The 23066-nt window shown below is 55.0% G+C and carries 17 protein-coding genes; 4 read left to right on the top strand and 13 right to left on the bottom strand.

Annotation, left to right across the window (positions count from 1 at the left end):
- Positions 1 to 29 precede the first annotated feature (29 nt).
- Positions 30 to 1235: a phosphoglycerate kinase gene (locus NFS31_RS07250; protein ID WP_251493044.1), complete on the bottom strand. Its 1206-nt coding sequence runs from the start codon at positions 1233 to 1235 to the stop codon at positions 30 to 32.
- Positions 1236 to 1417: 182 nt separating this feature from the next.
- On the bottom strand, positions 1418 to 2431 hold the full coding sequence (gene gap, locus NFS31_RS07245) for a type I glyceraldehyde-3-phosphate dehydrogenase (RefSeq protein ID WP_251493042.1): 1014 nt from the start codon (positions 2429 to 2431) through the stop codon (positions 1418 to 1420).
- A 496-nt stretch (positions 2432 to 2927) separates the two neighbouring features.
- Here gap and NFS31_RS07240 point away from each other — a divergent pair, with 496 nt between their 5' ends.
- Entirely contained in the window at positions 2928 to 4616 is a 1689-nt protein-coding gene (locus NFS31_RS07240; protein WP_251493040.1) for a sensor histidine kinase, read from the top strand.
- Entirely contained in the window at positions 4594 to 5277 is a 684-nt protein-coding gene (locus tag NFS31_RS07235) for a response regulator (RefSeq protein ID WP_251493037.1), read from the top strand. The genes NFS31_RS07240 and NFS31_RS07235 overlap by 23 nt, the downstream gene beginning before the upstream one ends.
- Positions 5278 to 5575: 298 nt before the next feature.
- On the opposite strand, the gene NFS31_RS07230 is transcribed toward NFS31_RS07235, so the two are convergent.
- From NFS31_RS07230 to ileS, 5 genes are all read right to left on the bottom strand, one after another.
- Positions 5576 to 6352, bottom strand: coding sequence for a M23 family metallopeptidase (locus tag NFS31_RS07230; protein ID WP_251493035.1), 777 nt, complete (start codon positions 6350 to 6352; stop codon positions 5576 to 5578).
- Between the two features lie 40 nt (positions 6353 to 6392).
- Positions 6393 to 7307, bottom strand: a complete 915-nt coding sequence (locus tag NFS31_RS07225) for a SpoIID/LytB domain-containing protein (protein ID WP_251493033.1) — start codon at positions 7305 to 7307, stop codon at positions 6393 to 6395.
- Positions 7308 to 7381: 74 nt separating this feature from the next.
- On the bottom strand, positions 7382 to 7957 hold the full coding sequence (locus tag NFS31_RS07220) for a hypothetical protein (RefSeq protein ID WP_251493031.1): 576 nt from the start codon (positions 7955 to 7957) through the stop codon (positions 7382 to 7384).
- Position 7958: 1 nt separating this feature from the next.
- Positions 7959 to 10412, bottom strand: coding sequence for a glycogen/starch/alpha-glucan phosphorylase (locus NFS31_RS07215; RefSeq protein WP_251493029.1), 2454 nt, complete (start codon positions 10410 to 10412; stop codon positions 7959 to 7961).
- Between the two features lie 10 nt (positions 10413 to 10422).
- On the bottom strand, positions 10423 to 13575 hold the full coding sequence (gene ileS, locus NFS31_RS07210; protein ID WP_251493027.1) for an isoleucine--tRNA ligase: 3153 nt from the start codon (positions 13573 to 13575) through the stop codon (positions 10423 to 10425).
- A 553-nt stretch (positions 13576 to 14128) separates the two neighbouring features.
- On the opposite strand from ileS, the gene NFS31_RS07205 reads away from it, so the two are divergent.
- Both NFS31_RS07205 and NFS31_RS07200 read left to right on the top strand, forming a co-directional pair.
- The gene (locus NFS31_RS07205; protein WP_251493025.1) at positions 14129 to 15589 is read left to right on the top strand and encodes a nicotinate phosphoribosyltransferase; all 1461 of its coding nucleotides are present in this window, start codon (positions 14129 to 14131) and stop codon (positions 15587 to 15589) included.
- 14 nt (positions 15590 to 15603) lie between these two features.
- Entirely contained in the window at positions 15604 to 16446 is an 843-nt protein-coding gene (locus tag NFS31_RS07200) for an FG-GAP repeat domain-containing protein (RefSeq protein ID WP_251493023.1), read from the top strand.
- A 132-nt stretch (positions 16447 to 16578) separates the two neighbouring features.
- Here the strand turns inward: NFS31_RS07200 and NFS31_RS07195 are convergent, their stop codons facing one another.
- From NFS31_RS07195 to NFS31_RS07170, 6 genes are all read right to left on the bottom strand, one after another.
- Complete coding sequence (locus tag NFS31_RS07195; RefSeq protein WP_251493021.1) at positions 16579 to 17307, bottom strand: YebC/PmpR family DNA-binding transcriptional regulator; 729 nt, start codon at positions 17305 to 17307, stop codon at positions 16579 to 16581.
- Between the two features lie 344 nt (positions 17308 to 17651).
- The gene (locus NFS31_RS07190) at positions 17652 to 18770 is read right to left on the bottom strand and encodes an aldo/keto reductase (protein ID WP_251493019.1); all 1119 of its coding nucleotides are present in this window, start codon (positions 18768 to 18770) and stop codon (positions 17652 to 17654) included.
- Positions 18771 to 19172: 402 nt separating this feature from the next.
- Positions 19173 to 19742 carry a hypothetical protein gene (locus NFS31_RS07185; RefSeq protein ID WP_251493017.1) on the bottom strand — a complete coding sequence of 190 codons (570 nt, stop codon included), beginning with the start codon at positions 19740 to 19742 and terminating at the stop codon, positions 19173 to 19175.
- 97 nt (positions 19743 to 19839) lie between these two features.
- Positions 19840 to 20076 (bottom strand): hypothetical protein, encoded by a 237-nt coding sequence (locus tag NFS31_RS07180; protein WP_251493015.1) that lies wholly within the window; start codon positions 20074 to 20076, stop codon positions 19840 to 19842.
- Positions 20040 to 21425: an MATE family efflux transporter gene (locus NFS31_RS07175; protein WP_251493013.1), complete on the bottom strand. Its 1386-nt coding sequence runs from the start codon at positions 21423 to 21425 to the stop codon at positions 20040 to 20042. The genes NFS31_RS07180 and NFS31_RS07175 overlap by 37 nt, the downstream gene beginning before the upstream one ends.
- A gap of 95 nt (positions 21426 to 21520) precedes the next feature.
- Positions 21521 to 22891 carry a hemolysin family protein gene (locus NFS31_RS07170; protein WP_251493011.1) on the bottom strand — a complete coding sequence of 457 codons (1371 nt, stop codon included), beginning with the start codon at positions 22889 to 22891 and terminating at the stop codon, positions 21521 to 21523.
- Positions 22892 to 23066 lie beyond the last annotated feature (175 nt).

Genomic DNA, 23066 nt, shown 5'->3' with positions numbered 1-23066 from the left:
TATTACATCTGGGCTGTTCCTATGTTTTTTTATTTATCGTTCGCAGCCGCCACGCCCGGAAGCTCCTTGCCCTCTAAGAATTCAAGGGAAGCTCCGCCGCCCGTGGAAATGTGGGTCATCTTGTCGCCAAAGCCGAGCTGGTTGACAGCCGCCGCGGAATCTCCGCCGCCGATGATGGTCGTCGCTTCTGTCTCTGCCAGGGACTCTGCCACTGCGATGGTTCCCTTTGCCAGGGTCGGGTTCTCAAATACGCCCATGGGGCCGTTCCAGACAACGGTTTTCGCGGATTTCACCGCCTCCGCGTAGAGCTTTGCCGTCTCGGTTCCGATATCCAGGCCCTCCATGTCGGCCGGGATCGCGTCAGAGGAAACAACCGATACCTCGATGGGCCCGTCGATGGGGCTCGGGAAGGAAGCGGCGATGGTGGTGTCAATGGGAAGAAGAAGCTTTTTGCCGAGCTTTTCCGCCTTTTCCATCATCTCCTTGCAGTAGTCAAGCTTCGTATCGTCAACCAGGGACTTTCCGATCTCCTTGCCCTGCGCCTTTAAGAAGGTAAACGCCATGCCGCCGCCGATGATCAGCGTGTCGCATTTCTCCAGAAGATTGGAGATCACATTCAGCTTATCCGCAACCTTGGCGCCGCCTAAGATGGCCACAAACGGGCGCACCGGGTTGTTGACCGCATTTCCGAGGAAATCGATCTCCTTCTGCATCAGATAGCCCACAACCGCGGTGTCCACATACTGTGTCACGCCTACATTTGAACAGTGCGCCCGGTGCGCGGTTCCGAAGGCGTCGTTTACATACACCTCGCAGAGAGAGGCCAGCTCCTTGCTGAACGCCTCGCCGTTCTTCGTCTCCTCTGCCCTGTAGCGCGTATTTTCCAGTAAAATAACCTCGCCGTCCTTCATCTCCTGAACCGCTGCCTTCGCGTTCGGGCCTACCACCTCGGGATCTGCCGCAAATTTCACTTCCTGGCCCAGAAGCTCTGTCAGGCGCGCAGCCACCGGCGCGAGGGACAGCTCCGGCTTCGGCTCTCCCTTGGGTTTGCCCAGATGCGAGCACAAAATCACCCGGCCGCCGTCCGTTACCAGCTTCTTAATCGTCGGAAGCGCGGCCACAAGGCGGTTCTCATCCGTGATCTTTCCATCCTTTAACGGTACGTTGAAATCGCAGCGCACCAGAACTCTTTTACCCTTAACATTGATATCGTCAACTGACTTTTTATTCAGCATGGGAATCGCTCCTTTCCTCTGTCGCTGTGCCCGCCCTCACGCAGGCCGGGCGCAGCAGGCTTTCATTTCCATAAAAATGAGCCCGGCCCTGCGGACCGGACCCATCTTGAATCCTCAGAAACCTGCCCCGCAAAACGCCCGCGCGCCCTGCGCAGGCTGTCACGGGGCTGTCCCTGTCTTTCTTATGCTAACTCTGCAAAGTATTTGATTGTGCGAACCATCTGGCTTGTGTAGGAATTCTCGTTGTCATACCATGAAACAACCTGCACCTGGAATAAATCGTCGCCAATCGCGGAAACCATGGTCTGTGTCGCATCGAATAAGGAACCGTAACGGATACCTACGATGTCGGAGGAAACGATCTCGTCCTCATTGTAGCCAAAGGACTCGGTAGCGGCCGCCTTCATGGCTGCGTTGATAGCTTCCTTGGTCACGTCCGCCTTCTTCACAACTGCGGTTAAGATCGTGGTGGAACCGGTCGGAACCGGAACACGCTGCGCGGCGCCGATGAGCTTGCCGTTTAATTCCGGGATAACCAGGCCGATCGCCTTGGCAGCTCCTGTGGAGTTCGGAACGATGTTCACAGCGCCGGCTCTCGCTCTTCTCAGATCGCCTTTTCTGTGCGGGCCGTCCAGGATCATCTGATCGCCTGTGTAAGCGTGGATGGTAGCCATGATACCGGACTGGATCGGAGCATAGTCGTTGAGCGCTTTCGCCATCGGGGCAAGGCAGTTCGTCGTGCAGGACGCGGCGGAAATGATCTTGTCATCCGGTGTCAGCGTATTGTGGTTTACATTAAATACGATCGTCGGCAGGTCGTTTCCGGCCGGAGCGGAAATAACCACCTTCTTAGCGCCTGCGTCGATGTGCGCCTGCGCCTTGGCCTTGGATGTGTAGAATCCGGTGCACTCTAATACAACGTCCACGCCGATCTCTCCCCACGGAAGCTCAGCGGCGTTCGCTTTTGCATAGATCGTGATCTTCTTGCCGTCAACCACGATGTTATCCTCGCCGGCCTCTACCGTATGACCCTCGTATCTGCCCTGTGCGGAATCATACTTTAAAAGGTGCGCCAGCATAGCCGGGTTCGTTAAGTCGTTGATTGCCACTACCTCGTAGCCCTCAGCGCCAAACATCTGTCTGAATGCCAGACGGCCGATACGGCCAAAACCATTGATTGCAACTTTTACTGCCATGACTTCATTCCTCCTAAGAATTTTTGATTCATGATTGTTAAATATTAATCAACCCTACTCTGTATTGTAACCAATTACTGTCAAAATAGCAAGGGTTTTTTTGTATTTTTTTCCGTTCCGGATACTGTTTTGGTAACAGTTCAGATAGGTCTGCGCAATGCTTGCGCTGGCCGTACGAAAACGTAGCGGCAGCAGGCGTCTGCCCCATCGCGAAGCGATTTTCATGGGCAGATGCCGTAACAGTTCAGGTTGCCTGAACTGTTACCTGTTTTGTAACAGTTCAGATAGGTCTGCGCACCTGCTGCGCTGGCCGTACGAAAACGCGGCGGCAGCAGGCATCCGCCCCATCGCGAAGCGATTTTCATGTCCAGATGCCGTAACAGTTCAGATTGTCTGAACGGTTACGCTGTTTTTTCTTGCGCATTCCCCCGTTTTTTTATATAATTTTCTAAAATCCCTCTTACCCTGTCCACAGATGATCCCCCGGAGGTGTGCCATGACCCAGGCCCGCGCCCAGACCGCGCTTGAACGAACGCTGTACCATTTCTTTTTGTTTTTATCCGCCTTTATGATCCTCCTCTCCCTCGCGAGCACGCTGTATTTTGACATCAACCGCGAGCGCAGGGACATGGATCGCGTGATAAGCGGCGCGGCCGCCTATATTGCCTCCATGCCTGAGGTCGCCGCCATGCTGGAGGACGGCTACCCGGGCCAGGAGGCCGCCGCGCACCTTGACTCCTTAAGCGCGACGATCCCGGATATCAGCGTGATCGTCATCTGCGACAGCCGCGGCCTGCGCTTTTACCACACAGACCGGCTGAAAACGGGCGAAACGTTCGTGGACGGCGACGAGGCAGCCATACTGGCCGGTTCCGAGCCTTATATTTCCACAGGCTACGGCACAAAGGGCTCCCAGCGCCGGGCCTTTCACGCGATACAGGGCGGGGACGGCCAAATCATCGGCTTTGTCATGGCCTCGGTTTTCACCTCCGCAATTTCGGCCAGACGCCATGTGATCCTTCTGGTCCATGCCGCGATTTTCCTGTTCATGATTGCCGTCAGCATATTTCTCGCCGGCGCATCCATGCGGCTTTTGCGCAAATCGCTCAGGGGCTTTGATCCAGAGGAGCTGATCCGCCTCTATACCAGGCAGGACGAGGTCATGAATTCCATTGACGAGGGCCTCATCGCCACAGATACGCACGGCCGTATCCTGTTTTCCAACCAAAAGGCGGCGGAGCTGTTTTCGCCGGAGGGAGGCTCGCTTTCCGGACGCCGGATCCGCGATCTTTACCCCGGCTCGCGCTTTGATCATGTGGCGTCCGCCGGGGAGGCCATCCTGCGCCGCTCCTGGTCCCTTAGCGGCCATACCGTCCTGATCGACGAGATTCCCGTGCGCGATCAGGAAAGCCGCGCGGTACGCGGAACACTGGTCGTTATCGCGGACCGCACGGAGCTCATGAGGCTGTCCGATGATCTGTTCGGCGCGCGCAGCATGCTGGACACGCTGCGCGCCTTTAATCACGAGTTTTTAAATAAGCTTCATGTGATTCTCGGATACCTACAGACAGGGGAAATCAGCCGGGCCATTGATTTCATCTCCAACAGCACCCTGGTCACGAGCCGTTCGGTCCGCGAGACGGCGGATCGCATCCGGGAGACGCGGATCTGCGCCCTGGTCATCGGAAAAATGATGCACGCCGCCGAGCTCGGCATCCGCTTAAGCGTCGCCCCGGACAGCTCCTGCCTGGAGCGGGATCTCATTCTCCCCGTAGACGCCTGCATTACCATCATCGGAAATCTCCTCGAAAACGCCATTGAAGAGCTGAGCGCAGGAGGAGACGGGGACGCGGCGGCGCAGGCAGGCGGGCCGGAAAGCGCCAGTCCGGAAAACGGCGGGCCCGGAAAAGAAATTATCCTTGGCCTGTACAGCCAGCCGGGCTGCTTTATGATCACCTGTGAGGACACAGGGCGCGGGATCGCCCCCGGGATTCTCCCGCATATTTATGAAAAAGGCGTTTCCTCCAAAGGAGAAAACCGGGGAACCGGCCTTTTTCTCATCCGACAGCTTGTGACGCAGTATCACGGCGATATCACGATCGACACAGAACCCGGCGAGGGCGCGTGCTTTACCCTCGCTTTTACCGGAAAGGAGGGCGCAGATGTACCAGGTAATTATCATTGAGGATGACCCCATGGTCGCTTCCATCAACCGCAGATATGTGGAAAGCCTGCCGGGCTTTGGCGTCGCCGCGGTCTTTAAAAACGGCGGGGACGCGCTTAGATACTTAAAAGACAGCGACGCGGATCTCATTATCCTTGATTATTATACCCCTCTTATGAACGGGGACGAATTCATTGACCAGCTCCACGCCATGGGCAAAACGCCGTCTGTGATTATGGTCACCTCCGCCTCCGACACGGATATCGTGCAAAAGCTCCTGTCCAGAGGCGTGGTGGACTATCTGGTAAAGCCCTTTGAATTTGGGCGCTTTAAAACCGCTTTAGAGCGCTTTTCCGCCCTTTTTGAAAAGCTCCGGCATACCCGCGAAACGATGGGGCAGCAGGAGATCGACTCGCTTCTCTGCCTCCAGGGCTCTCCCGGCGCCTCCCGTCCCCAGCTTGCCAAGGGGCTGAATGAAGCCACGCTTTCCAGAATACGGGAATTTCTCATCGAAAATCCCGGGGCGGGTTATTCCAGCGAGCAGATCGCGGAGCAGGTGCATTTATCGAGAATTACGATCCGCCGGTATATGAATTACATGGTTGAAACCGGGGAGCTGAAAAGCAGCATCGATTACCGGACCGGCGGCAGGCCCTCGATACGGTATCAGTGGGTGGGATAACTATCGATACAAGTATTATAGAAAACGAAAAGCGGTCTGAAATTTCAACCCTTCTTTCGGCCCTGGCTTTCTTCATTCCGCTATTGTAATCAATTTGTGCCGTCTCACGCATATTATACAACCGGACCACTTCCTTATCGTTAGCCAGAAATACCATCTTTTCATTTTACCACTGGCTGACGGCATACCCGTCATACCATAAAAAGGGCCGCCCAACCGGCAGCCCCGCGTGTACGTATACAGTTCCCCGCAGCCGTTCAGGAATCCCAAACGGCTGCTCATATGGCAGTCTCCCGCCCTATTCCAGATAATCCAGCGCATCCACCGGCTTATCCTCATGCTTTAATTCAAAATACACATTTGTCCCTTCAACCGAATAATACTTCGTGGGCTCTGACACATAGCCGATCTTGCTTCCCTGGGACACATACTGATTTTTGGCCACCTGAATATCCTTGAGCTGGCCGCATACGGCCGTGTATTCTCCGCCAAGATCCAGTACCACAAAGTTCCCGATCTCCTCATTTGCGCCTACCTCGAGCACCATCGCGTCAGCCGGAGCGCTCACAGGATCGCTGACCTCGCCCTGGATAATCAGGGCCGGATTGCATTTGTACTGATCCAGGGTGGGGAAATAAGTAGTGGTTTCCATGCTGAAATCCAGAATCACATTTCCTCTGACCGGCCAGCCGAGCTTATCCGCGCCGTTGTAGTTTAACGGAACAGCCCTGGAAGCGTTTGCCTTCTCGGCCCGCTCCGCGCCCGTCTCTTTTGTGGCAGCGGCTTTATTCTCTGTGGAATAATCCGCGTCGGAGCTCCCGGCAGCCTTGGCCGTCCCGGCCTGCGCCTCCTTCGTCTCCTTTTCTTTTTCCTTTTCCGGCAAAACGGCGGCCGGCGGCTCTTTTGCAAGAAGTCCCTGTGTCTCCGGAACCTCCAGGTAGGGATTCTGATCATTTTGGGGATTGCCCCTGCGAATCCTTACCGCTCCTGCTGCCGCAACAATAGTCAGCAGGCCCAGCACCATCATGACAAGGAGCAGTTTGTCCTTGAACAGTTGATTGATTTTGTTTTTCACGTTTATCACCTCGGTAATAGTCTTACCCTGCCGAGGTTTTTTATTCAGAAACAATCACAATATTTTTATAATAAAATCCCAGGATATCCTCTGCCTTCCAGCCCTCTTTCGCCTTCCGCTCCGCCCCGTACTGATCAAGACCGAAACCATGCCCGATCCCCTTTGTCGTGCAGCGGATCTTCCCCTCCGCTTCCTCAAATCGGTAGGCGGGCGAAGGAAGGCCCAGCGCGTAGCGCACCTCGTCGCCTGTGTAGCTCTTGTCTCCCACCTGGATGGACTCCACATAGCCGGCGCTGTCCTTTTGTATGATCTGGATCCGCTCAAATACCTCCTCCGGCGCGACGCCCGGCGGATCCGGCATGGCGTTCAGACGCCCCGCCAGCTCCTCCCTTGTAAAAAGGAAGATACCCATAAAGTTTTCCCCCTGCAGATCATCCGGCTCCTTAACAGACGCCAGATAGGGGTGCAGCCCGTCTCCGGCCCTCGTCCCGCCGGCGCTTAAGCGGTGAAACAGGGGATCAATGTATTCGCCCTGACAGCGGATCACCTGCCCGGCGGTCTCCTGCACCGCGCTCCTGAGCCTCTTATAGTTTTCCAGATACCGCTCCCGCCCCCACATGGCCTCCATCTGCCCCTGTTCCAGATAGTCCATGTCCAGGGCAGATTCCGCGATCGTCTCCTTTCCCTCCATCTGCCGGCAGAGCGCCGTCCGGGCCGCGATGGCCTGGGCCTTGAGGGCCTCCATCTCATAATCGGCCGGGATCTGCACGGCCAGAATCCCGATCAGATACTCCTCGCGCTCAATCGAACGCGAGGCCCCGTCCCGGTCCAGGAGAATGGTCTTACCGCTCTGCGAAATCCGCGTTGTGCTTCCCTCCACACGGCCTGTCCACGACAGGGTTGTGATATATGGGATCAGAAGGGCCAGAAGGCATATGGCTGCTGTTTTACGCATAAACATGACTCCGTTCTATAGAATGATGGTTTTATGTGATACCATTCTATGACGGAGCCATGAATCTTATTCGTTTATCCTATTGTAATCCCATCCAGCTTCCACACAGGCAGCCACCCCCGTTTCAGCCGTATCGTCCCTTCAAAGCTCCTGCGCTCCACCGGTGTCAGCGCTTCATTTCCCTTTTCCAGATAAAAATCCACCTCTGCCCTGTAGCGGAACGAAACCGTCTTTCCCTGCCCCGCGCCTTCCTCCGCACGGTCAGATCCGCCCGCCTCTTCGCTCTCCGTAAGCTCCACGGACACGACGCTTGTGCGCTCCACCGCAGCCTTCATTTCCTGGAACAACAGGATATGGGGAATCCCGACGCCCGAAAGCGCTTCTCTCCCGGCGGCGGTCGCGCGCCGGCCCCAGCGGACCTCATAGATTTCCGCCAGATCCGCCTGTGAGAGCTCCCGGAGCATGGGAGCGCGGTTTGCCTTATAGAGCTCGGTTATCATCTCCCGCCCCTGCCGGACAGCGGACAGGCAGTGCCAGATGAGGCAGGCGGCGGCGATGAGGAACGCGCAGGCGGCGATGCACACGGGCACGGAAGCAGGAAGGCCGCCCGGCCCTCCCATGCCGCTCCCCCGCCGTTTTATCCATCTCATATCAGTTTAACTCAACCTTTACCTTTTTTAAATGCCAGATATCGCGCACATACTCCTCGATCGTGCGGTCTGAGGAGAATTTGCCGGCGCAGGCCACATTGAGCAGCGCGGCCTTTGCCCACCACTTCTCGTCGCGGTAAGCGGCCTCCACCTTTTTCTGGGCCTCTGCATACGCCCGGAAATCCTTGAGGATAAAGTACATATCCGCCTTTGAGCTGCTCTGTGTATTTAGCAGCGAGTTGTAGATATCGCGGAACAGCTCCGGATCCTGCGGCGCGTAGTAGCCGTTGATGAGCTGCATCAGCACGCGGCGGATATCCTGATCCGTGTTAAAGATCTCGACCGGATTGTAGCCGCCGTGATTCTCGTACTGGATCACCTCGTCTGAGGACAGTCCGAAGATGAAGGCGTTCTCCTCTCCCACTTCTTCCACGATCTCCACGTTCGCGCCGTCCATGGTGCCCAGGGTCAGCGCGCCGTTGAGCATGAATTTCATGTTTCCGGTGCCGGACGCCTCCTTGCTGGCAGTGGAAATCTGCTCGCTGACGTCTGCGGCTGCGAAAATCATCTCCGCATTCGATACCTTGTAATCCTCGATGAATACGACCCGGATCTTGCCGCCGATGGATTTGTCACTGTTGATCACATCCGCCACGGCGTTGATGAGCTTAATGGTTTTCTTGGCGATCTGGTAGCCGGCGGCTGCCTTGGCGCCGAAAATAAAGGTCCTGGGAACCATATCCATGTTCGGGTTGTCTTTTAACTGGTTGTAGAGGAACATCACATGCAGGATATTCAGGAGCTGGCGCTTGTACTCATGCAGGCGCTTAACCTGTACATCAAAGATCGAGCGCGGATCCACGTCGATCCCGTTGTGCTCCTTGATGTATTTTGCAAGACGCAGCTTATTCTGGTATTTGATGTTCATAAATTCCTGCTGGCATTTTTCGTCACCCGCGTAGATGGCCAGCTTATGCAAATGCGTAAGATCCGTGATCCACTCGTCGCCGATCTTGTCTGTCACCCAGCCGGCCAGAAGCGGGTTTCCATGGAGCAGGAAACGCCGCTGGGTAATGCCGTTTGTCTTATTGTTAAATTTCTCCGGCATCATCTCATAGAAATCCTTTAATTCCTGCTTTTTTAGGATCTCGGTGTGCAGCCTTGCCACGCCGTTGACGGAGTAGCCGGCCACAATCGCCAGGTGCGCCATCTTAACCTGTCCGTCGAAGATGATAGCCATCTTGCGGATCTTCTCGTAATCGTTCGGATACTTCTCCTGAACCTCCATCAGGAAGCGGCGGTTTATCTCCTCCACGATCTGGTAAATACGCGGAAGCAGCCTTGAGAAGAGCTCGATCGGCCATTTCTCCAGAGCCTCTGCCATGATCGTGTGGTTCGTATAGGCGCAGGTCTTGGTCGTAATCTCCCAGGCCTCCTCCCAGTTTAAGCCCTCCTCGTCCAGAAGGATGCGCATCAGCTCCGCCACGGCGACGGTCGGGTGCGTATCATTCATCTGGAACGTCACCTTCTCCGGGAGCTTATGGATATCGCTGTTATTCTCGCGGAACTTCTTAAGCGCCACCTGGAGGCTGGCGGAGATGAAGAAATACTGCTGTTTTAAGCGCAGCTCCTTGCCGGCATAGTGGTTGTCATTGGGGTAAAGCACCTCCACCAGGTTCTTGGCCAGGTTTTCCTGCTCCACGGCCTGCTGGTAATTTCCCTTGTCAAAGGCGGCCAGGCTGAAGGTGTTGACCGGCTGCGCGTCCCAGATGCGCAGGGTGTTGACCACATTGTTTTGGTAGCCCACGATCGGCATGTCATACGGCACAGCCATCACGGACTGGTAGCCCTCCTGCACAAAGACGTTGCGCTGTCCGTCCTGCACGGTCTTTACATAGCCGCCGAATTTTACCTCGCTGGCGTATTCGGGGCGGCGCAGCTCAAAGGGATAGCCGTGCTTTAACCACTCGTCCGGAACCTCGATCTGGTAGCCGTTCTCGATCTTCTGCTTAAACATGCCGTAATGGTAGCGGATGCCGCAGCCGTAAGCCGGATAGCCGAGCGTGGCCAGGGAATCCAGGAAACAGGCCGCCAGACGGCCGAGTCCGCCGTTTCCAAGAGCGGGATCCGGCTCCTCGTCCTCGATCGCGGTCAAATCAAAGCCGAGATCGTCGAGAGCCTCCTTAAATTCCTTCCACACGCCTAAGTTTATCATATTGTTGCCCAGAGCGCGGCCCATCAGGAATTCCATGGACAGGTAGTACACCTTTTTCACATTTGACTCGTCGTACGTCTTCTGCGTGGCAATCCAGCGGTCAATGACCACATCCTTTACCGCGTAAGCCGCGGCCTGGTACACCTGCTGCGGCGTAGCCTCGTCGATCGTCCGGCGGAACTGGCTCTTTACATTGTCAATAATGCTCTGCTTAATCGCTTCCTTATTAAATCCTTTCATGTTCTCCTCCTCAACCTATCTTTTCCACACCCAGCGTAACGGTCTCCCCGTTGATATTCCATTCCTTCACGTATCCGCCTGTCCGGCCGGACTCGATCCCGTCCGCCATGACCTCGCCCATGATCTCTTCGGCGCGGCCGTTTAAGATCGCCTCGATCTTCTCATTTCCCTGGTGGTATAAGCGGATATGATCCATGACCTCAAAGCCGGCCTCCTTGCGCATGGTCTGTACCTTGCTGATGATCTCGCGCACAAAGCCCTCTTCGAGAAGCTCCGGCGTCAGATTTGTATCCAGCACCACCGTCACGGTATTATCGCCCTCAGACACAAAGCCCTCCACCTGGGCGGCGTCGATCAGGAGATCGTCTCTTGTCAGCTCCACCGGCGTCCCGCCGAAATCAAAGGACAGCTTCCCCTCCTGACCCAGGGTGTCCATAGCCGCATTTCCGTCAATCCCTGCCAGGGCCTTGCGGATATTTCCAAGCTGCTTGCCGTATTTCGGCCCCACCGTCTTAAGCTGCGGCTTGAAGCTGTAGGACGTGAACGCGCGCACGTCGTCCGTGAACTCCACGCTCTTGACATTCAGCTCATCCTCAATGATCGCCTGATAAAAGGCCGGGAGAGCTTCCTCTGCCTTTACAAACATGCGGCCAATCGGCTGGCGGTTCTTAATATTCGCCATATTTCTCGCCGCGCGGCCCAGCGTCACGATCTTTAACACCTCGTCCATGCGCGCCTCAAGCTCTTTGTCAACCGCCGCCTCGTCCGCTGCGGGGAAGTCGCACAGGTGGATGCTCTCCGGCGCGGTTTTGTCGATGCTTCTCACCAGGTTCTGGTAAATGTCCTCTGTCATAAACGGGATCATGGGCGCCGCCGCCTTGCAGACCGTTACCAGGGCCGTGTAGAGCGTCATGTAGGCGTTTATCTTATCCTGCTCCATGCCCTTTGCCCAGAAGCGCGCGCGGCTCCTTCTGACATACCAGTTGCTCATGTCGTCCACAAAGCCCTGCAGGGCCCTCGCTGCCTCGGGGATCCGGTACTCTCCCAGGCAGCTATCCACCTCTTTTACCAGGGTATTCAGCCTTGATAAAAGCCATTTATCCATAACCGCGAGCTTTTCATACTCCAGCTTATAGTTTGTCGCGTCAAAGCCGTCGATATTCGCGTAGAGCACAAAGAACGCGTATGTGTTCCAGAGCGTGCCCATGAACTTGCGCTGGCCCTCGGTCACCGCCTTCCCGTGGAAGCGGTTCGGCAGCCACGGCGCGCTGTTGACGTAAAAATACCAGCGGATCGCATCCGCCCCGTACGTTTTAAGCGCGTCAAAGGGATCCACGGCATTCCCTTTGGATTTGCTCATCTTCTGCCCGTTCTCATCCTGCACATGGCCCAGGACGATCACGTTTTTATAAGGCGCTTTATTAAACAGGAGCGTGGAAATGGCCAGCAGGGAATAGAACCATCCTCTCGTCTGATCCACGGCCTCGGAGATAAAGTCGGCCGGGAACTGCGCCTCAAACAGCTCTTTATTTTCAAACGGATAGTGGTGCTGCGCAAACGGCATCGCGCCGGAGTCGAACCAGCAGTCAATCACCTCCGGCACGCGGCGCATCACGCCCCCGCATTTCGGGCAGCGGATGGTTACCGCATCGATATACGGCCGGTGCAGCTCGATCTCGTCCGGGCAGTCGTCAGACATGCTCTTTAATTCCTCAATGCCGCCGATCGAATGCTGATGGCCGCACGCGCACTCCCAGATGTTTAAGGGCGTGCCCCAGTAACGGTTGCGGCTCACGCCCCAGTCCTGCACATTCTCCAGCCAGTCCCCGAAGCGCCCTTTGCCGATGCTCTCCGGAATCCAGTTGATGGTGTTATTGTTGCGGATCAAGCCCTCCTTCACGGCCGTCATTTTGATAAACCACGACTCGCGCGCGTAATAGATCAGCGGCGTGTCGCAGCGCCAGCAATGGGGATAGCTGTGCTCAAATACAGGCGCGGAGAATAAAAGGCCCTTTTCATCAAGGCTCTTTAAGATCATGGGATCCGCCTTTTTACAGAACACGCCGGCCCACGGCGTCTCCTGCGTCATCTCGCCTTTCGCATCCACAAGCTGCACAAACGGCAGATCGTAGCTGCGGCCCACCTTCGCGTCATCCTCGCCGAACGCCGGGGCGATGTGGACAACGCCGGTGCCGTCCGTGAGCGTGACATAGCTGTCGCATGTCACAAAATACGCCTTCTTGTTCTGCTTTCTGCACAGATCCACGGCGCAGTCAAATAACGGCTCATATTCCTTATATTCCAGATCGCGTCCGGTAAAGCGCTCCAGCACCTCATACGCGCCCTCGCCCAGGACCGCGCCGCACAGCGCCTCGGCCATGTAGTAGATCCGGCCCGCTTCCGCTTCATTTACATCCTTTACCTGAGCCTTTACATACGCCTCGTCCGGGTTTACGCACAGCGCCACGTTGGAAGGCAGCGTCCACGGCGTCGTCGTCCAGGCCAGGATATGCGCATCCTCGCCCTTTACCTTAAAGCGCGCGATGGCCGAGCGCTCCTTCACGTCCTTGTACCCCTGCGCCACCTCATGGCTGGAGAGCGGCGTCCCGCAGCGCGGGCAGTAGGGGACGATCTTAAAGCCCTTGTAGAGAAGGCCCCTGTCCCAGATCTGCTTTAAGGCCCACCACTCGGACTCGATGAACGAATTGTGGTATGTCACATAAGGATCGTCCATATCGGCCCAAAAGCCAACCGTACCGGAGAAATCCTCCCACATGCCCTTATATTTCCACACGCTCTCCTTGCAGTGCTCGATGAACGGCTCAAGCCCGTACTCCTCAATCTGCTCCTTGCCGTCCAGCCCCAAAAGCTTTTCCACCTCCAGCTCCACCGGAAGCCCGTGGGTATCCCACCCGGCCTTTCTCGGGACCATATATCCCTTCATCGTGCGGTATCTGGGGATCATGTCCTTGATGACGCGGGTCAGCACATGGCCGATATGGGGTTTTCCGTTGGCGGTCGGAGGTCCGTCGTAAAAAGTATACGCCGGGCCGTCCTTTCGGCTCTCCATACTCTTTTCAAAAATCCGGTTTTCCTTCCAAAATGCCTCGACGTTTTTTTCCCGTTCCACAAAATTCAGGTCTGCAGAAACCTTTGTATACATGCTATCTCCTCCTGATACAAAATTCCTGATACAAAAAAAGCCCCATCCGTAACAGGACAGGAGCCTTCTCGCATTTACCACCTATTACTGCATACAAGACGCGGGCTCTGCCCGATCAATATGCGCTCCTGATAACGGGGGATGCCGCCGGAGCCTACTTGCATATGCGTTCGGTCCGGAACTCCGGAGTGATCTTCATAACCGCACGACTGGCAGCGGGCTCTCACCGTCCCCGCCTCGCTTTGGCGTTTGTTTCGGAAATTACTGTCTCCTTCATTGTCTTTTTCCGCTTATCATTGTATCTATTTTCCAGCGGGTTGTCAAGAGTCAGGTTTTGGTTTGGGCCGGTTTTGGCGGCGGTTTCGGTCTTCCTCTCCCTTAACAGGCGGATGATATTGTTAATACTTTGTCATTCTTTTGCCTTTTCTCCTGTTTAATGGTATAATGTAACTATTTAACGGACTGATTCGGCCCGGATTACCGGAAATATCACCAATGCAGGCAGCGGGCCGTAAACGGATGACCTCTTAAGGAGGCGCACAAGGAGAATATCATGTACCAGAGAAATCTTACCTTACTGACCGACCTGTATGAACTGACCATGATGCAGGGCTATTTCAAGGAAAAGTATGCCAATGAAACCGTGGTTTTTGACGCCTTTTACCGCAGCAACCCGGACGGGAGCGCGTATTCGATCTGCGCGGGGCTGGAGCAGGTGGCGGATTATATTAAAAATCTCCACTTTGAACTCGCCGATGTCGAATATTTGCAGCGCACCGGATTATTTGACAGGGATTTTCTTGATTATCTGCTCCATTTTAAATTTTCGGGCGATATCTATGCCATTCCGGAGGGAACGGTTGTATTTCCCCGCGAACCGCTGATCAAGGTGATCGCGCCGATTATGGAGGCGCAGCTTGTCGAGACGGCGATCCTCAATATTCTGAACCATCAGAGCCTGATTGCCACCAAGACCTCGCGCATTGTCTATGCGGCGCGCGGCGACGGAATCATGGAATTCGGCCTGCGCCGCGCCCAGGGACCGGACGCGGGGATCTACGGGGCCAGGGCGGCGATGATCGCCGGCTGTATCGGCACCTCCAACGTGCTGGCCGGGCAGCTTTTTAATGTTCCCGTCAGGGGGACGCACGCGCATAGCTGGATTATGAGCTTTCCGGATGAACTGACCGCGTTCCGCACCTATGCGAAGCTCTACCCCACGGCCTGTATCCTGCTTGTGGATACGTATGATACGCTCGATTCCGGCGTCCCGAATGCCATAAAGGTGTTTAAGGAAATGCGCGGGGCCGGGATCCCCCTTACCTCCTACGGGATACGCTTAGACAGCGGCGACCTGGCCTATCTCTCCAAAAAGGCGCGGCAGATGCTCGATGAGGCGGGCTTTCCTGACGCTGTCATTTCCGCGTCAAATGATCTGGACGAGTACCTGATCGACAGCCTGAAAATTCAGGGAGCGACGATCACCTCCTGGGGCGTGGGGACCAACTTAATCACCTCCAAAAACTGCCCTTCTTTTGGCGGCGTCTACAAGCTGGCGGCGATCAAGGACAAAAAGAGCGGGAAATTTATTCCGAAAATTAAATTATCAGAAAATTCAGAGAAGGTAACGAACCCGGGCAATAAGACGATCCAGCGGATCTATGACCGCAAGACTGGGAAAATTATTGCCGATCTGATCTGCCTTGCGGACGAGATCTTTAATGAGGGAAATTCTCTGCTGCTCTTTGACCCTGTCGAGACCTGGAAAAAGACGCATTTAACGCCCGGCTCCTACCGGATGCGCGAGCTGCTCGTGCCTGTCTTCCTGGAAGGCCGGCGCGTGTACGAGTCCCCGCGCGTTATGGACATCCGCGATTACTGCAAACGGGAGCTGGATACGCTGTGGGACGAATCCCGCCGCCTTGTCAATCCGCATGAAGTCCATGTGGATCTGTCGAATGAGCTGTGGCATATGAAAAATCAGCTTTTGGACAGTTATCATTTTGAAGAATGAGCCGGGCGGCGTTTGTGGCGCTCCTGCTTTTAGGCAATATTTTACACGCAGGAGGAACCGGGCAGCCGCCGTATATTTCCTCCCCTGCCGCAATCTGTCTTAACCCCGCCCCCGCAGAGGAAGCTGATTTGCTTCCCTGGGAGAACGGGGATGCCGTCCGTCCGGCTCAGGATATGCATGCCTTTCCTATTTCAGCCGGAAACGGCGGCGGAAACCTTTTTGTTGTGATGAAAGCAAAGCCAATCCCGGGTACTGAAAGCATGCTGGAAGCGCAGGGGCATCCTCTGGATATATATATCTATCAGAACGATGGAGAAATCCGGCTGATCCAGCAAATCCAAACTACAGCGAACTATGATTATTTCCAATCCGTACAGCTTGCGGATGTGGATTTTGACGGAGATATGGATTTTTACTGGCCCTCCTCGAAAGGTAACGCCTCATATTCCGGTGTCTATTGGATTTGGGATGAGGGAAGCCGCCAGTTTATATCGGATCCCTACCATCTGGATCGGCTTTCACACCCCTCATTTGACGCAGAACGCCGTCTGATTCGGTCAGATTATGTTATCAACTGGCAGGCAGGAGCGACGGACTATTGGAAATATGAGGACGGGAACTTAATATGCATCCGTTCGATCTGCGCTCACTATCCGGACGAGCCGGCCGGAACCCAGACGCTTTCCGTAACAGACTGGATTAACGGACAAAGTGTTGAAGTCTATCATGCGGAATATGCTGAGGAAGACGGAACGATGGAGGAAGAATTCGCAAATCTCATGAAATGGCACAATCTGAATTACCATGGTGAAAAAGACAGGCGCATAAAGTGGAGAAAACGGATAGTGCTGTCATAAAACCTCAACATGCCTCTGCGGCTTCTGTCGCAGAGGCATGTTTCAGATATGCTTCATCAGTATATTGTTTCCTTCAAAATGTCTGCTCTCTAATCCTGTCCAGGAAAATTTTGCATTGCCGCCCAAACAGGTTTACTCATCCCAGTTATGGTACGTCGCCTGCACATCGTCGTCCTCATCCAGAAGATCCAGAAGACGGTTCATCTTCTTAATGGCATCCTCGTCCGTAAGCTCCACCCAGTTCTGCGGGATCATCGTCACATCCGCCTGCATCATCGGGATACCTTCCTTCTCAAGCGCCTCGCGCACAGCGGAGAAATCCTCCGGGGCGGTTATAACCTCGAAGCTGTCCTCTTCCTCGGCAAAATCCTCGGCTCCGGCATCCAGCGCAAACATCATCAGTTCGTCCGGATCCATCTCGCACTCTTCCTTGTCGATCAGAATCTGACCCTTTTTATCAAACATAAAAGACACGCTTCCCTGCGCCCCGACATTGCCGCCGCCCTTGGTGAAGGCGCTGCGCACATTGGCCGCTGTGCGGTTCTTATTGTCCGTCAGAGTGTCTACAATTATCGCAACTCCATTGGGGCCGTATCCTTCGTATGTAAGGTTCTCGTAATTGACCGATCCGGCGTCGCCCGCCGCTTTCTTAATGCCCCTCTCAATGGTGTCATTCGGCATATTGTTCGCTTTCGCCTTGGCAATCACGTCCCTCAGACGGCTGTTGTTCGCCGGATCCGCGCCGCCTTCCTTCACCGCCACAGCCAGCTCGCGGCCGATTACGGTAAAGATCTTGCCCTTTGCGGCGTCGTTCTTCTCCTTTTTGTGCTTAATATTCGCAAATTTAGAATGTCCTGACATAAACGCTACTCCTCTTCCATATTCATTGATCCTTGAGGTCAAAATCTATTTTAGCACGAACGGACAAGGTTGGCAAGGACTGTTCTGGATATTCGATGCGAAATCGTTACTGTTCACGGGTAGTATTCCGCGAGGTGTTTTTTGTGAGCGAAGGTCACAGAAAACCCGAGGGCAGCAGGCGCCAAAATGGGCAGGCTGCCCATTTTGTGTGCATCATGTTGCTGTGAACTGCACAGCCGTGAACAGTAACGCGAAATCTATGCGGGGGTGCGGTTCAGGTTTGAACAGTAAATATGCAGGCCATGGCTGATCGTTGGAAAGCCGCCAGTGACAGACGCCCTCTTCTACAGCAACGCCTCCCTGACTTTTACCAGATTCTCCCTCACAGCGATATGCTGCGGGCACGCCTCCTCGCATTTTCCGCATTTCACACATGCATCCGCATGTTTTAACCCATGCTTGCCCACGAGCCATTCCTCCTGATTCTTTGCCGCTCCCTTGTCGCCGTAAAGCGTCAGATAATTCATCGCTGTAAATGATCCCGAAATCCCGATATTCACAGGACATACTTTGGCGCAGTAATTACAGGATGTACAGGGAATCAGCGGGATTTTTCCAAGCTCCTCCTGCGCGCGTTTTACAGCCTCCTCCTGTTCGGCGGTAAATCCCGTAAAGTCTCTCATGCACGCCAGATTGTCCTCCATCTGCCCGATGCTGCTCATTCCGGAGAGAACCGTGATCACGCCCTCCAGGCTCGCCGCAAAGCGGACCGCCCACGACGCTGTGGAGCTTGCGGGCTCTGCTGCCTTAAAGATTTTCTCCACGGACTCCGGAGGCGTCGCCAGCATTCCGCCTTTGACAGGCTCCATGATGATGACCGGCTTTCCATGCTTTCTTGCCGTCTCATAACACCGCCGCGACTGAACCGCCGGATTCTCCCAGTCGGCATAATTAATCTGAAGCTGGACAAATTCGATCTCCGGGTGCGCATTTAAGAGCTCCTCCAGCTCTTCCGGCGTGGAGTGGAAGGAAAAACCGACGTGTTTTATGAGGCCCTCCTTCTTTTTCTCCTGCGCCCAGTTCCACATGTCAAATTCGTCAAAATAGCGCGTCCGCCCCTCGCCCAGGTTGTGGAGCAGATAAAAATCAAAAAATCCGGCCCCTGTCCTCTCAAGCGAAACGTCAAACTGCGCGTACGCCTCTTCTTTAGTCTTACAGTTGATCCACGCGGCATTCTTGGTGGCAAGCTGGTAGCGCTCCCTCGGGCAGCGCTCAACAAGCGCCTGACGGATAGCGTCCTCGCTCCCGGCATACGCCCAGGCCGTATCGAAATAGGTAAAGCCGGCCTCTAAGAACCGATCCGTCATCTCCTTCACCTGTTCCACATCGATAGCGCCGTCTTTCTGCGGCAGACGCATCAAACCAAATCCCAGCTTCCGGATTTCCTCGCCTAAATAAGCCATATACTCTCTCCTTTTATGTAGGATGTACTCTCGGAATCTCTCTGCGCCTGCTTTTGCGGCTGATTTTCCGCCAGATGCACCCAAATTTAATCAACGTACGCTCCACGTACGCCTCATAAATTTGTGCACATCTGACAAAAAATCATCTCACAAAATCAGGCGCAGCGAGATTCCGAGAGTGCATTAGGTTTTCACGAAACGGGTTTTCGTGCCTGTGATAAGTATAACAGCTTCATCTAACTATAAGTCAAGGACTTTTTTATTCCCGCGAGCAACGAGCCAAGCGGGCATGCCTGCATGCACATTTGGCGACTGCCACGAGGGTCAAATACCCCGCTGCTCTGCAGCGCTGCAAGTTTGACGCCCCGTTGCCTGCAGCGGGGTTGTTGACTTATCATCCGCTTATTTTGACTGATAACTCTTGCTGAATGAGTGCTTCACATCAATATCCGTGAGCACGCCTTTGCTGTACTGAAAACAAACGCTGTATTCCCCATCCCTTAAATAATGAAACCGGTAATCACCCTCGTCGTCATCCAGCTCCAGATCCGGATAAAGCTCTGTCAATTCCTCCTCCGTTTTTCCGATGGGGTTAATGCCGTTTATCGTAATATTCAAATCCTTATGCGTATCATCCAGCGCATAAAATCCCAGCTCCTCGATCACACACAGGCCCACCAGCTTTTTCTCGCTGCTCTCATTTACCAGGCTCAAAGAGGCATAGGAAATACCGTCTTTTTGCAAAAAAATGGAAGAAGTCCATGATTTGTCCGGCAGCTCGACAATCATTTTCTGCACATTATCCGTGGTAAATCCATCCTCCTTCAATGAGCCCGGAGTGGACTCTCCCACCACCACAGAAACCCCGTCAATCAGCACCTCCGGAGGAGTGCCCGGATCCTTGGCGCAGCCTGATAAAAAGATAAGAGCGCCTAAACATCCGCTGAGAAACAATTGTCTGAAACCTTTCATTTTACATAACCTCCCTCTTACAAGTGTTTTTACAGGCCGGATGTTTTTTCCTGCCTGCTTTATTGTATCGGTAAGCGTGTTTTTCGTCAACAGCAAATCAAATCCGGCCGATGTTCACCCTGATGTTATAGGCTTTAGCAACGGAAAGAGGGCCATGGCTGATCGTGAGAAGGCCGCCGACAAGAGCTTCTGTCTCCGAGCGGGAGCGGGGTTCCTTATGAATATAGAAACGGATGCCGGCGGCCTTCCCGCAATTTCCCATCAACATCTTCACAACACATATCCAAAACAGCCCCGCTACCCATCCGTCTCCGCCGCCAGATTCCGCAGCCATTTCTTCTTCCTGTAACGCAGATACCCAAACACCGCCTTATAAACCTCCTCCAGCGTCACCATTGCATACACCATCCAGATCGGCTGTTTCAATACCAGTCCCCCCAGAAAAGCCATGGGAATCCCGATCAGCCATACCCCGCTGCAGTCCAGAAACAGGCACACCCGTGTATCGCCGCCGCTGCGCAGCACGCCCACGATATTGGCGTAATTAAACATCTTGCACGGCATATAGAGCGAAAACACCAGCAGGCAGCGGCTCACATCCCGCGCCACCTCCCCTGTCACACGGTATAAGGCAATCACCTGCCACCGCGTGGCGGCGCACAGGCAGGCCACGGCCACGCTCAACAAAAACTGCAGGATCAGGAAGCTCTTTGCGTCCCGCTCGGCCTGCGCAAGCTTCCCGGCGCCCATCTCATTTCCCAGGATGACGGACGCCGCCGCACTCAGGCCCTGAAACAGGACGGCCATGATGTCCTGGATGGTCGTCGCGACCGTGATGGCCGCCACCGCGCCGTTCCCCATGCGGCCATAGGCCAGGGAGTACATCGTCACGCCAAGTCCCCATACAAATTCATTGCCAATTACCGGGGCGGCGGTGACAAAAAATTTCTTTACAAAGCCTGCGGGATAACCAAACAGCTCCCGCGGACGGCAAGCAATCGGCGAGCGGCCGAGGTATACCACGCCAAGCAGCGCGCTCATCTCCACGGCGCGCGCCGTCAGGGTCGCCGCCGCCGCGCCGGCCACTCCCATGGCCGGCGCTCCGAATTTGCCGAAAATAAGCGTATAATTCAGCGCTATATTGATCAGGATCGCGACGCTGCTGATCACGACCGGGGCCTTCACCTGCCCCACTGCGCGCAGCATGGCCACATACGTATTGCTCACCGCGATAAAGGGGTATGAAAAAGCCGCCAGCACGAGGTAGGAAGCTCCGATGCGGATCGTCTCCTCCCCGGTTGTGAAGATCCGCATCACCGCGCGCGGGCACAATACCGCGGGCAGGAAAAAGGCCAAGGCCGCGCCGGCCGCCAGCACAAGCGCCAGCCCCAGGACCTTGCGGATGCTCTTCACGTCCTGATTGCCCCAGAACTGGGCTGCCAGGATACCGGAACCGCTGACCACGCCGAATACAAGGAGCGTCATGACAAAAAACACCTTGTTGGCCAGCCCCACCGCCGCGATGGCCGTCGCGCCCAGGGAGCCGATCATCATGGTATCAATCATATTGACAACCGTGTTCAGCATGCCCTGCATGGCTACCGGAAAGGCAATTTTCACCGTTTTTGACAGAAAAACCCTGTCGTTCATCATTATTTTCGTGTCTTCCAGCAATTTATACATACGTCACCTGCCCTAATGTCGCCTGTTCTTCATCCCATGCCGCTATAAACATAGGCCCTCTCCGGCCGCCCGGAACGATTGCCAGCGGCCGGACGTTACTGCCCGGCCGCTTCCCCGTTTTCTTCCTCCTGCTCTTTTTTGTCTAAAACAGCGATCACCCTGTGAAGCATCTTATTTTCCACAGAGACCGCCTTAAACAGATATCCCCCATAGGCGGCCTCCGGCTGCTCGTCCTCCTTTGGAATGCGGTCAAGCCTTGAGATCAGAAAACCATTCAGCGTGTCGTAGTTGTCGCGATCCTCCTCGGAAAACCCGATTTCCAGCGCCTCAGCCACATCCTCCAGCGGGGTCAGGCCGTCAAAGAGGTAGCTGCCGTCCTCGCGTTTTACGATCAGCTCCTCTTCCTTGTCGTATTCATCCAGGATATTGCCCACGATCTCCTCCAGGATGTCCTCCATGGTCGCAATCCCGGCCGTCTGGCCGTACTCGTCCACCACGATCTCCATATGTATCTTCCGCGACTGCATTTCCTTAAACAGCGTGTCGATCCGCCTCGTCTCCGGGATAAAATGCGCCTCCCTCAAAAGCCCGGGCAGCTCCTTAATGGGCCGCGCCCGGTTCTCGTCCTGTTCCGCGTACACAAGCGCGTCCCGCAGATACAAAAGCCCCACAATGTCGTCGATGTCCTTTTCGTAAACCGGAAAACGCGAATTCCCGGCCTCGGTCAGGATATAGGCCACGGCCTCCTCCAGAAGCATATCCGCCTCCAGGGCGACCACATTGGTGCGGTGCGTCATGATATCGCCCGCCGTCTTATCGTTCAGCTCGAAAATATTGGTGATCATCTCCGCCTCGCGCGCTTCCAGGACGCCCTGCTCATGGCCCTCATTGACCATCAGCATAATATCCTCCTGCGTCACATTATCCGCGCCGGCGTCCGGATCGATCCCCATCGCCCGCAGGACCAGGCCCGAGATACATGACACCAGCGCCGTAAACGGCCTGAGGATCATCATAAAGAGCCGGACAATGGGGAAGGCCCCAAAGCTCCAGCGCTCCGGGTTTTTCGCCGCGCATTTTTTAGGAATCAGTATGCCAAAGCTTATAAGGGCCGCCAGGACCAGTATTCCGGAAACGGTCAGGGAAACGCCGTATACCAGGCGCTCATGGCTGCTCGCCGCCCCGACGGAAAACGCCCGGAACAGCCGGCCAAACCGCTCCAGCACATACGCCCCTGACACAATGCCGATCAGGTTCGTCATCACGGAAACCGTATTGATAAACTCCGCCGGCTGCTCCATCAGCTGCAAAAGCCGGCCCGCACGCTCGCCGCCTTCCTCTGCCTCCTTCTCAAGCGCTCCTGCATTCAGATTCTGGATGGCGGAGCCAAAACCGTACAGCGCGGCGTCTGCCGCAATAAACGCAGCCAGCGCCGCAAAGCTGAGGGGCCAATACCCATCGTCCATAAATCGTATATCTCCTTCTTTTCATTCGTATCGTCAAATATAGCATGTTTGGCGCGGTTCGTCAATGATAACCGCTTTATTCCGGAAAGCATAAGTAACTGTTCAGCCTTCGACTCCGCGAGGTGTTTTTTGTGAGCGAAGGTCACAGAAAACCCGAGGGCAGCAAGCGCGAAAT

Origin of the sequence: Otoolea muris (assembly GCF_943193115.1) — a bacterium.
Lineage (GTDB): Bacteria > Bacillota > Clostridia > Lachnospirales > Lachnospiraceae > Otoolea > Otoolea muris.
The sequence above is the reverse complement of the archived record's forward strand: the minus strand, read 5'-3'. Positions and strand labels throughout refer to the sequence as shown.

Coding starts and splice junctions, on each gene's coding strand:
- NFS31_RS07250 (WP_251493044.1), bottom strand. CDS start 1,235: ATGCTGAATAAAAAGTCAGTTGACGATATCAATGTTAAGGGTAAAAGA.
- gap (WP_251493042.1), bottom strand. CDS start 2,431: ATGGCAGTAAAAGTTGCAATCAATGGTTTTGGCCGTATCGGCCGTCTG.
- NFS31_RS07240 (WP_251493040.1), top strand. CDS start 2,928: ATGACCCAGGCCCGCGCCCAGACCGCGCTTGAACGAACGCTGTACCAT.
- NFS31_RS07235 (WP_251493037.1), top strand. CDS start 4,594: ATGTACCAGGTAATTATCATTGAGGATGACCCCATGGTCGCTTCCATC.
- NFS31_RS07225 (WP_251493033.1), bottom strand. CDS start 7,307: ATGCGTAAAACAGCAGCCATATGCCTTCTGGCCCTTCTGATCCCATAT.
- NFS31_RS07220 (WP_251493031.1), bottom strand. CDS start 7,957: ATGAGATGGATAAAACGGCGGGGGAGCGGCATGGGAGGGCCGGGCGGC.
- NFS31_RS07215 (WP_251493029.1), bottom strand. CDS start 10,412: ATGAAAGGATTTAATAAGGAAGCGATTAAGCAGAGCATTATTGACAAT.
- ileS (WP_251493027.1), bottom strand. CDS start 13,575: ATGTATACAAAGGTTTCTGCAGACCTGAATTTTGTGGAACGGGAAAAA.
- NFS31_RS07205 (WP_251493025.1), top strand. CDS start 14,129: ATGTACCAGAGAAATCTTACCTTACTGACCGACCTGTATGAACTGACC.
- NFS31_RS07195 (WP_251493021.1), bottom strand. CDS start 17,307: ATGTCAGGACATTCTAAATTTGCGAATATTAAGCACAAAAAGGAGAAG.
- NFS31_RS07190 (WP_251493019.1), bottom strand. CDS start 18,770: ATGGCTTATTTAGGCGAGGAAATCCGGAAGCTGGGATTTGGTTTGATG.
- NFS31_RS07185 (WP_251493017.1), bottom strand. CDS start 19,742: ATGAAAGGTTTCAGACAATTGTTTCTCAGCGGATGTTTAGGCGCTCTT.
- NFS31_RS07180 (WP_251493015.1), bottom strand. CDS start 20,076: ATGGCTGCGGAATCTGGCGGCGGAGACGGATGGGTAGCGGGGCTGTTT.
- NFS31_RS07175 (WP_251493013.1), bottom strand. CDS start 21,425: ATGTATAAATTGCTGGAAGACACGAAAATAATGATGAACGACAGGGTT.
- NFS31_RS07170 (WP_251493011.1), bottom strand. CDS start 22,891: ATGGACGATGGGTATTGGCCCCTCAGCTTTGCGGCGCTGGCTGCGTTT.